This window comes from Lysobacter korlensis, from assembly GCF_042434515.1.
In genome coordinates this window covers 312405-321559 of the sequence record NZ_JBHLTG010000007.1, presented here as the reverse complement: position 1 = coordinate 321559, position 9155 = coordinate 312405, and the positions used below count along the sequence as shown (strand labels likewise).

General features: G+C 71.4%; 9 protein-coding genes. 6 read left to right on the top strand and 3 right to left on the bottom strand.

Features of this window, described 5'->3' with window-relative positions:
• A partial coding sequence (locus ACFFGH_RS26465) for a DUF5719 family protein (RefSeq protein WP_386673966.1) occupies window positions 1-1503 on the top strand: 1503 nt, incomplete at its 5' end.
• A gap of 13 nt (window positions 1504-1516) precedes the next feature.
• Here the strand turns inward: ACFFGH_RS26465 and ACFFGH_RS26460 are convergent.
• Window positions 1517-1954 carry a metallopeptidase family protein gene (locus ACFFGH_RS26460; protein ID WP_386673964.1) on the bottom strand — a complete coding sequence of 146 codons (438 nt, stop codon included), beginning with the start codon at window positions 1952-1954 and terminating at the stop codon, window positions 1517-1519.
• 60 nt (window positions 1955-2014) lie between these two features.
• Here ACFFGH_RS26460 and ACFFGH_RS26455 point away from each other — a divergent pair, with 60 nt between their 5' ends.
• The 3 genes from ACFFGH_RS26455 (at window position 2015) to ahcY (ending at window position 5214) form a co-directional block, all read left to right on the top strand.
• On the top strand, window positions 2015-2236 hold the full coding sequence (locus ACFFGH_RS26455) for a DUF3499 family protein (protein WP_386673962.1): 222 nt from the start codon (window positions 2015-2017) through the stop codon (window positions 2234-2236).
• Window positions 2233-3651 (top strand): phosphomannomutase/phosphoglucomutase, encoded by a 1419-nt coding sequence (locus tag ACFFGH_RS26450; RefSeq protein WP_386673960.1) that lies wholly within the window; start codon window positions 2233-2235, stop codon window positions 3649-3651. Before ACFFGH_RS26455 ends, ACFFGH_RS26450 begins: the two co-directional genes overlap by 4 nt.
• A 111-nt stretch (window positions 3652-3762) precedes the next feature.
• Window positions 3763-5214, top strand: coding sequence for an adenosylhomocysteinase (gene ahcY, locus ACFFGH_RS26445; RefSeq protein WP_386673958.1), 1452 nt, complete (start codon window positions 3763-3765; stop codon window positions 5212-5214).
• A 121-nt stretch (window positions 5215-5335) separates the two neighbouring features.
• Here ahcY and ACFFGH_RS26440 read toward each other — a convergent pair whose 3' ends face one another.
• Entirely contained in the window at window positions 5336-6193 is an 858-nt protein-coding gene (locus tag ACFFGH_RS26440) for an RDD family protein (RefSeq protein ID WP_386673956.1), read from the bottom strand.
• On the opposite strand from ACFFGH_RS26440, the gene ACFFGH_RS26435 reads away from it, so the two are divergent.
• Window positions 6192-7205: a stage II sporulation protein M gene (locus tag ACFFGH_RS26435; protein ID WP_386673954.1), complete on the top strand. Its 1014-nt coding sequence runs from the start codon at window positions 6192-6194 to the stop codon at window positions 7203-7205. The genes ACFFGH_RS26440 and ACFFGH_RS26435 overlap by 2 nt on opposite strands.
• A 71-nt stretch (window positions 7206-7276) precedes the next feature.
• On the opposite strand, the gene ACFFGH_RS26430 is transcribed toward ACFFGH_RS26435, so the two are convergent.
• Entirely contained in the window at window positions 7277-7807 is a 531-nt protein-coding gene (locus ACFFGH_RS26430) for an ArsR/SmtB family transcription factor (RefSeq protein WP_386673952.1), read from the bottom strand.
• A 67-nt stretch (window positions 7808-7874) separates the two neighbouring features.
• Here ACFFGH_RS26430 and ACFFGH_RS26425 point away from each other — a divergent pair, with 67 nt between their 5' ends.
• Entirely contained in the window at window positions 7875-9152 is a 1278-nt protein-coding gene (locus tag ACFFGH_RS26425; RefSeq protein WP_386673950.1) for an MFS transporter, read from the top strand.
• Window positions 9153-9155 lie beyond the last annotated feature (3 nt).

The window sequence follows — 9155 nt, the reverse complement described above, 5'->3', positions numbered from 1 at the left end:
GCTGCCACCCCGACGCCGGCTGCTGCGCTCGCGACACGGGCGACGGGCCGCAGGGCGAGCCGAGCCGCGCGCCCGGCCCGTCCCGCGGGAGGGCGTCGCGCGACCGGGCGGATGCTGCTCGCGGCGGCGACCGTCCTCGCCCTGGGCGGCACCGTCGCCGCATCCTCGCTGCTCACCCTTCCGCGGGTCGACGCAACCCCGGTCCGGGCGTCGGTCGTCCCGTCCGCGGATGGCCTTCGCCTGGCCTGTGCTGGACCGCTGCTCCAGCTCGCCGAGTCCGCGCCCGGCCGATCGGCGGCGGTCACCGCGGTCGGCGTGCCCGTGCATGCCGCCGGTGCCAGCGCTGCCCTGACCGAGCGACCGCTCTCCGCGGCGCTGTCCGGCACCGAGAGCCGCGGTTTCGCGGTGGAGTCGGTGCCCGACCCGGCGGGCACGGGGGTGCTCGGGTCGGCGGCGCAGTCCCAGTACGGGTCGGCGGGGCTCGTCGGGCTGGTCGCCTCCGCGTGCCCCGCACCGGCCGCCGCCGAGTGGCTCGTCGGCGGCTCGACGGATCTCGGCCGCACGACTCTGCTCAACCTGCTGAACCCCACCGACGTCGCCGCCACCGTGGATCTCACCCTGATCGGCGAGGACGGCCCCGTCAGCCCGCCCGGTGCGTCCGGCATCTCGGTGCCGGCTGGCGAGCAGGTCGTCGTGCCGCTGTCCGGGCTCGCGCCGAACCTCGCCTCACCCGTCGTGCACGTCGAGAGCCGCGGCGGCCAGGTCGTCGCCGCCCTCCAGCAGTCGATCGTCCGCGGGATCGAGGCGGGTGGCATCGACACCTTCGGCGCGACGGCGGCGCCCGCGCAACGGCAGTACATCCCCGGCGTCCGCGTGGCGAACGGGCAGGCGCTGCTCGAGAGGATGTCCGTCGAGGGGTACGAGGATCTCCAGACGGTAGTGCGCCTCTTCGTGCCCGGCGACGAGCACACCGAAGTCCGCATCGGCGTGGTGGCCGACGATCCGCGGCAGGAGGGCGCCTCGCTGGCGTTCCACATCGAGCCGGACCAGGTCGTGGACGTGCCCCTCGATGCGCTCGCGGACGGCACCTACACGGTGACCGTCGACGCCGACCTGCCGGTCGTCGCGGCGGTCAGGCAGTCGCAGCTCGGCCCGGCAGGTGAGACCGACTTCGCGTGGCTCGCCGCGGTGGATGCGCTGCAGGCCGGCGTCGAGGCCTGGGTGAGCATCACCCCGGGCCCCGGGCCGAGACTGTTCCTCCACAACCCGGGCACCGCCGCCGCGAGCGGAACGCTCACCGCGGCGGACGGCACCGCGATCGAGATCGCGGTCGACCCGGGAGCCACCACCGTGGTGCCGGTCGCCCGCAGGCAGACGTACCGTCTGCAGGCCGACGGCGAGCTCCGCGGCGCGGTCTCCTACCTCCGACACGGGTCGGTCGCCGGATACCCGGTGCTGCCTCAGCGCCCGGCGGCGGAGCCCGTCACGGTGTACCCGGGCTGAACCGCTCCGCGCCTCAGAAGTGCCGGAACCGCTCGGGGGCGAGGTCCCACGGGTCTTTGCCGAGCAGCTCGGCCACCGCGCGGAACACACAGCTCTCGATGAACGAGCGGCGGTGCCACTCGTCGTTCTTGTGCAGGTGCGCCATCCGCTCGATCGGCAGCCGGTAGAGGATCACGGTGCGCTCCCGCGGGACGACGCGCCAGCGCTCGACCCCCCGAGCGCCCGCCGGTGCGGCCGGCATGCCGGCGACCTCGATCCGCACCGACTCGAGCTCCTCCGGCCAGGCCTCGCGCAGGTACTCCACGGCGGACGCGACCGTCAGCTCGAAGACATCCTGACGGGTGCGCAGCGGCGGCAGATGGGGCCCCGCCACGCTGGACCGCAGCGAGCGGCCGTGGCGGTCGCCTCGTCCGGCGCGCCGGGCGGGCACGCGACGGGTGGATCGTGGCATGTCGCAATCCTAGGCGCGCTCGGTCGGCGTTACTCTTGGCGAAATGAGGACGGGTCGCACATGCCGGTGAGAACGTGCAGCAAGGTCGCCTGCGACCGCATCGCGGTGGCGACGCTGACGTATGTCTACGCCGACTCCATGGCGGTGCTCGGCCCGCTCAGCAATTCGACCGATCCCCACAGCTACGACCTCTGCGAGCGCCACTCCCAACGGCTCTCCGCTCCGCAGGGGTGGCAGATCGTCCGCTACGAAGTGGTGCGCGATATAGGTTCGAGGGCGTGACCCGTGCGCCGATCGATCTGACCCCATTCGTCAAGACCTACGACGTGCGAGGCCTGGTCGGCTCGCAGATCACCCCGCAGGTCACCGCTGCGCTCGGCGCGGCGTTCGCAGACGAGGTCGGCGGCGAAGGAGTCGAGATCGTCGTCGGGCACGACATGCGGGACTCCAGCCCACAGCTGGCCCAGGCGTTCTCCGACGGCATCCGCGCCCGCGGGTCCGGGGTGATCTTCGTCGGGCTGTGCTCGACCGACGAGTCGTACTTCGCGAGCGGCTCGCTCGGGGCGCCCGCCGCCATGTTCACCGCGTCCCACAACCCCGCCTCCTACAACGGCATCAAGTTCAGCCGCGCCGGCGCGCAGGGCATCAGCCTCGACACGGGACTCGCCGCCATCCGCGACCGCGCCCAGGCGTATCTCGACTCGGGTCTGCCCGCCCCGATCACCGTCGGACCGTACCGGGAGCTCGACGTGCTGGCCGATTACGCGGCGTACCTGCGTGGGCTCGTGGACCTGCGCTCCGTCCGGCCGATGCGGATCGTGGTGGATGCGGGCAACGGGATGGCCGGAAGAACGGTGCCTGCCGTCCTCGGCACCGGGGCGGGCCTCCCGGCCCTGCCCGTCGAAGTCGTGCCGCTGTACTTCGAGCTCGACGGCACATTCCCCAACCACGAGGCGAACCCGCTGGTGCCCGAGAACCTGGTCGACCTGCAGCATGCCGTGGTCGAGCACCGGGCGGACCTCGGCCTCGCGTTCGACGGTGACGCCGACCGCTGCTTCGTCGTCGACGAGCGCGGCGAGCCGGTGACTCCGAGCGCGGTGGCCGCCATCGTGGCGCTTCGCGAGATCACCCGCGTGCGGGCGGCGCAGGGCGACGAACCCTCCGAGATCCACGTGCTGCACAACCTGATCACCTCGCGGGCGGTGCCGGAGACCATCGAGCGGGCCGGCGCGGTTCCCGTGCGGACCCGGGTCGGGCACTCGCTGATCAAGGATGTCATGCGCGAGACGGGGGCGATCTTCGGCGGTGAGCACTCGGCCCACTACTACTTCCGGGACTTCTGGGGCGCCGACAACGGCATGCTCGCAGCCATGCACCTGCTCGCCGAGTACGGAGCGGATGACGAGCCGCTTTCCGAGCTGGGCCGGCGGTTCTCGCCATACGCCCTCAGCGGCGAGATCAACTCGACCGTGGACGACATCCCGGCGGCGTACGAGCGAATCGTCCGGGAGTTCGCGGGGGAGACCCTCGACGAGCTCGACGGGCTGACCGTCAGCGGCGCCACCGGCGACGCGTTCTGGTGGTTCAACGTGCGCCCGTCGAACACCGAGCCCCTGCTGCGCCTCAACGTCGAGGCCGGCACCCCTGAGGTCATGGCCGCGCTCCGCGACCGCGTGCTCGCGCTGATCCGAGCCTGAACCCGAAAGCGGCCCGTTTCGGCGTATCCGGGCCGCCGCGGCGGGCCATCTGCGCCGAAGTGGCCCGTTCAGCACGCGTAACGCGCAGGCGGCGAATGCGAGAATCGGGGAATGCCCACCGCGACGACACTGCAGTACCAGGTTGCCGACCTCGCCCTCGCCGAGGCCGGCCGCCACCAGATCCGGCTCGCCGAGCATGAGATGCCCGGACTGATGGCGCTCCGTGCCGAGTACGCCGGCGCCCAGCCGCTCGCCGGAGCCCGCATCGCCGGTTCGCTGCACATGACCGTGCAGACCGCGGTGCTGATCGAGACGCTCGTCGCCCTCGGCGCGCAGGTGCGCTGGGCGAGCTGCAACATCTTCTCAACGCAGGACGAGGCGGCGGCGGCGATCGTCGTGGGGAGCGGCACCGCCGAGGAGCCGGCCGGCGTGCCGGTGTTCGCCTGGAAGGGCGAGACCCTCGAGGAGTACTGGCAGCTCGCGGAGCGGATCTTCGACTGGAGCGCCGAAGGCTTCGACGGTCCGAACATGATCCTCGACGACGGCGGAGACGCCACCCTGCTCGTGCACAAGGGCCGCGAGTTCGAGCTCGCGGGCGCCGTCCCGGAGGCGGACGAGCACACCAGCGAGGAGTTCGGCATCGTGCTGAGCCTCCTGCGCCGGTCGCTCGCGGCGTCTCCGGACCGCTGGACCCGCGTCGCCGCGGCCATCCAGGGGGTCACCGAGGAGACCACCACCGGTGTGCACCGGCTCTACGAGCTGGCGAAGGCGGAGCAGCTGCTGTTCCCGGCGATCAACGTCAACGACTCGGTCACCAAGTCGAAGTTCGACAACCGCTACGGCATCCGCCACTCCCTGCCCGACGGCCTGAATCGCGCCACCGACGTGCTCGTCGGCGGCAAGGTCGCCTACGTGGCGGGCTACGGCGACGTCGGCAAGGGTGCTGCGGAGGCGCTGCGCGGTCAGGGCGCCCGGGTGATCGTCGGCGAGGTGGACCCGATCTGCGCCCTGCAGGCGGCGATGGACGGCTATCAGGTCGCCAGAATCGAGAGCGTGCTCGAGCAGGTCGACATCGTGGTGACGGCGACGGGGAACGAGAACGTCGTCACGGTCGACCATGTGCTCGGGATGAAGCACCTCGCGATCATCGCCAACGTCGGCCACTTCGACAACGAGATCGACATGGCCGGCATCTCCCGCATCCCGGGCGCCGAGCGGATCGAGATCAAGCCGCAGGTGCACGAGTGGCGCCTGCCGACGGGCCGCAGCGTGCTCGTGCTCAGCGAGGGCCGGCTGATGAACCTCGGCAACGCCACCGGTCATCCTTCATTCGTGATGAGCAACTCGTTCTCGAACCAGGTGCTGGCTCAGATCGAGCTCTACACGAAGCGGGACGAGTACGAAAACCAGGTCTATGTGCTGCCCAAGGTGCTCGACGAGAAGGTGGCAAGGCTGCACCTCGATGCGCTCGGCGTCGAGCTCACGGAGCTCACCCCGGCGCAGGCGGCGTACCTGGGCGTTCCGGCCGAGGGCCCGTTCAAGCCCGACCACTACCGCTACTGACTCGAGCGGTGCTCGAGCGCGTCGAAGCAACCCCGGCGGCTGAAGTCGGTCGCTGAGCCTGTCGAAGCGCCCGATGGGATGACTCGGATGACCCGTCTCCAGGCTCGGGGACCGAGGTTCGTCAGCCGCGGTCGGGGAATCCGTGCGGGAGGCCGTGGAGCACCGGGTCGAGTGACGCCAGGCGCTCCGCCTCGAGCCGCAGCGCCACGGCGTCGCGGTCGCGGCGGAGGGCGGTGACGGCGGCGAGGAACAGCTCAGGGTCCGCGGCAGGCACCGGGGAGACCCAAGCCGCGGTCTCCGCGGCAAGCTCGGCGGCGATCCGGGCTCGGGTGTCCGGCACCAGATCGCCCGCCTGGGACAGGAACTGGGCGATCCGCCGGGCGAGCCGGTCGGGGATCCGCCCCACGTCGGCGGTGATGGCCCACTCCTGCAGCGGCACCGGAACACCGAACACGTTCGGCACCACCTTCGGCAGCCGCTCATGCTGGGCGTAGGTGCCGGCCAGGTAGTCGCCCATCCGCTTGGACTTGCCGCTCAGCAGCGCGAAGAGCGCCGCGAAGCCTCCGAAGGTGAGATAGATCTCCAGCACTCCGGTGAGCGCGCGGATGAACGCATGCCGGAACGTGATGGCGCCGCCGTCGTCGCGCACGATGCGGGCACCGACCGCGAGCTTGCCCAGCGACTTGCCGGAGGTGGCGAGCTCCACCGCGATGGGGGCGACCACGATGCAGAGAACCAGGGTGCTGATCGCGATCGCGGCGGTCGCGGCGTCGTCCAGCGCGATCGCTCCCGCGAGGTTCGAGATCAGGAGCAGCAGCAGGATGTACGACCCGAAGTAGACCAGCCAGTCGAGAATGGCGCCGGCCGCCCGGAGGACGAATCCCGCGGGCCGCACATCGAGGGCAACGGCCTCGCCGGTGACGAGCTCGAAGTCGTCGTCCGCATGCGCGATCGCCTCCGGTCCGGGGGTGCGCGCCATGCCATCATTGAAGCAGATGGACCTCGACGCCTTCTCCGCCGCGCACCGCGATGAGTGGGACCGGCTTGCCGAGCTCGGCAAGCAGCGGCGCTTCACCGGCGCCGAGGCCGACGAGCTGATCGAGCGCTACCAGTCGGGCGCCACCCAGCTGTCGCAGATCAAGTCGACCACCGGCTCCTCCGTGCACGGCGACCGGCTCTCCCTGGCGCTCTCCCGCGCGCGGCTGCGCTTCAGCGGCGCGGGCTCCAACGTGCTTGCCCAGCTGACCGTGTTCTTCGGCGCCCAGCTGCCTGCGGCGCTCTACCGGATCCGCTGGCTGACCCTGGCGGTCGCCTTCGTCTTCGCCGCGGTGTCGGCCGGCTACGCGTTCTGGGTGGCGAGCGACCCCCTCGTGCTGGCGAACCTCGGCACCGAGGAGGAGCTGCGGGACTACGCCGAGAACGGGTTCACCGCCTACTACTCCGACAATCCGGAGCTGTCGTTCGCGGGACAGGTGTGGACCAACAACGCCTGGATCTGCGCCCAGTGCATCGCGTTCGGCATCACCGGCGTCTGGGTGCCGTTCGTGGTGCTCCAGAACGCGCAGGGGATCGGCATGGCGGCGGGCATCATGGCGGAGTTCGGCCGGCTCGACCAGTTCTTCCTCTACATCGCACCGCACGGCCAGCTCGAGCTGTACAGCATCTTCGTGTCGGCGGCCGCGGGCCTCATGATCTTCTGGGCCTGGGTCGCGCCGGGCGGCCGGACCAGGTCGCAGGCCCTCGCCGAGGACGGGCGCGCCCTCTTCACGGTCGTGATCGGGCTGGTGATCTCGCTGCTGATCTCCGGGCTCATCGAGGGCTTCGTCACGCGGCAGGAGTGGCCGTGGCCGCTGAAGATCCTCATCGGCACCGGCGCCCTCGTCGCGTTCCTGCTCTACCAGTGGGTGCTCGGCCGCATCGCGACGCGGGCCGGGCAGACCGGCGATCTCGACGAGTTCGAGGCCGGGGCGAAGCGCCTCGTCGCTTCCTAGCTGGCTTCACTGTTCCCGTTCCGGCCTATTGTTCCCGGCGCGGCGGGCGCAATGGGCCGGAATGGGAACACTCAGGCGCGCGGGTCGGGGTGCTCGGCGAAGAAGAGGGAGATCGGTGTTCCGTCGGGGTCGGGTTCCCGGGCGGCGTACTCGTCGAACAGCGCCTGGAAGCGGTCGAGGAGCTGCTGCCGGTCCGCGGGGTTGAGCTTCAGGCCGAGACGGGTGGCGGTGAGTGTCTCGGGGTCGAGCCCGTCGATCTCCATCAGGAAGGTGTCGAGGAGCAGCTGTGACCCCCGCGGGACGGGCGTCCGCCAGCTGAGCCCGGTGGCGCGGTACGGCACCTCCCGGGCGCCGCGCCTGCCGCGCCGCGGCTCCTCGGCTCGGAGCAAGCCGGTATCGACCAGGGAGCGGACGTGGTGCAGGGTCGTGCCGGGGTTCATTCCGAGCTGATCCGCCAGCTCCCGGTTGGTTCGTGCCTCATGCAGGCAGAGTCGCAGGATGCGCAGCCTCAGCGGCGAGCTGAGCGCGCGGGCGCGCGCTTCGACGGCCGCGTCGCCGGCATCCTGCCGGGCGCCGGTCCCGTCGGGCGCACCAGTGGTCACCTCCCCAGTATGCGACATCTCCGGCAAGTGATTGACTTATCCCAATCACTGAGCGGATACTGGCCGGGTGACCCCCGACTCGCTCGCCCGCTCTGGCAACTTCCGCTGGTTCTGGGCCGGCCAGGGCGTGAGCCAGTTCGGCGCGCAGTTCACGGAGCTCGCCCTTCCCGTCGTTGCGATCACGCTGCTCGGCGCGAACGAGTGGGAGATGGGGCTGCTCGTCGCCGCGTCGACCGCGGCCTTCCTCGTGCTCGGGCTGCCCTCCGGCGCCTGGGTCGACCGCATGCGCAAGCGCCGCGTGATGATCGCGGCCGACCTGGCTCGCATGCTGCTGCTCGCCGCCGTGCCGGTGCTCGCGCTGACTGGCGTGCTGGAGCTCTGGCACCTGATCGCCGTGGCCGCTGCCGTGGGCGTCGCGACCCTCTTCTTCGACGTCTCCTACCAGAGCTACATCCCGCTGCTCGTCGAGGACCGTCAGGTCGGGGAGGCGAACAGCAAGCTGGAGGCGACCGCCCAGGTCGCGAACATCGCGGGCCCCGGGATCGCCGGCGGGCTCCTCAGCCTGATCACGGCTCCGGCGGTGCTGCTCTTCACGGCGGGCACGTACCTGGCGTCCGCGCTCAGCCTCGGGCGTGTGCGCGACACCGAGGCGCCGCCCGACCGTGCCGCGCGGCAGCCGCTGCTGCGCGAGATCGCGGAGGGCGTCGCGTTCGTCTGGCACCAGCCGCTGCTCCGGCGGATCACCGGCACCACCTCGATCACGAACCTGTTCTCCGGGATCGCGTTCACCCTCCTGCCATTGCTCGTGCTCCGGGACCTCGGCCTCGGACCCGCGGTGCTCGGCGTGATGTTCTCCTTCGGCGCGGTGGGCGGCCTCCTCGGGGCGCTGCTCACTCCCCGGTTCACCAAGCTCTTCGGCGAGGGCGCGGCGCTGTCGATCTCGTCGATCGCATTCGGGGTCGCGATGGTGCCACTGCCCCTGTCGCTCTTCGCACCGCAGCTCGCGATCGTGCTGCTGCCCGCCGGCAACTTCCTCATCGCGTTCTTCGTGGTGGTCTACAACATCACCCAGGTCACGCTCCGCCAGCGGCTGTGCCCGCCGCGGCTGCTGGGCCGGATGAACGCGTCGATCCGCTTCGTGGTCTGGGGCGTTCTCCCGCTCGGCAGCCTGCTCGGCGGGTGGCTCGGCGTGGCCGCAGGGATGCAGGCGTCGCTGTGGATCTCGGTCGCGGGCACCGTGCTCGGGGCGGCGCCGGTCGTGCTCTCGCCGCTCACCCGAATGCGGGAGCTCCCGCGCCCCGACCACACGCCGGAGAGCGGCGCGGCCGTGGCGCGGGACGGCTGAGGT

Excerpts from the sequence above, each read along its gene's own strand:
- ACFFGH_RS26460 (WP_386673964.1), bottom strand. The coding sequence starts at position 1,954 with ATGCCACGATCCACCCGTCGCGTGCCCGCCCGGCGCGCCGGACGAGGC.
- ACFFGH_RS26455 (WP_386673962.1), top strand. The coding sequence starts at position 2,015 with ATGCCGGTGAGAACGTGCAGCAAGGTCGCCTGCGACCGCATCGCGGTG.
- ahcY (WP_386673958.1), top strand. The coding sequence starts at position 3,763 with ATGCCCACCGCGACGACACTGCAGTACCAGGTTGCCGACCTCGCCCTC.
- ACFFGH_RS26435 (WP_386673954.1), top strand. The coding sequence starts at position 6,192 with ATGCCATCATTGAAGCAGATGGACCTCGACGCCTTCTCCGCCGCGCAC.
- ACFFGH_RS26440 (WP_386673956.1), bottom strand. The coding sequence starts at position 6,193 with ATGGCGCGCACCCCCGGACCGGAGGCGATCGCGCATGCGGACGACGAC.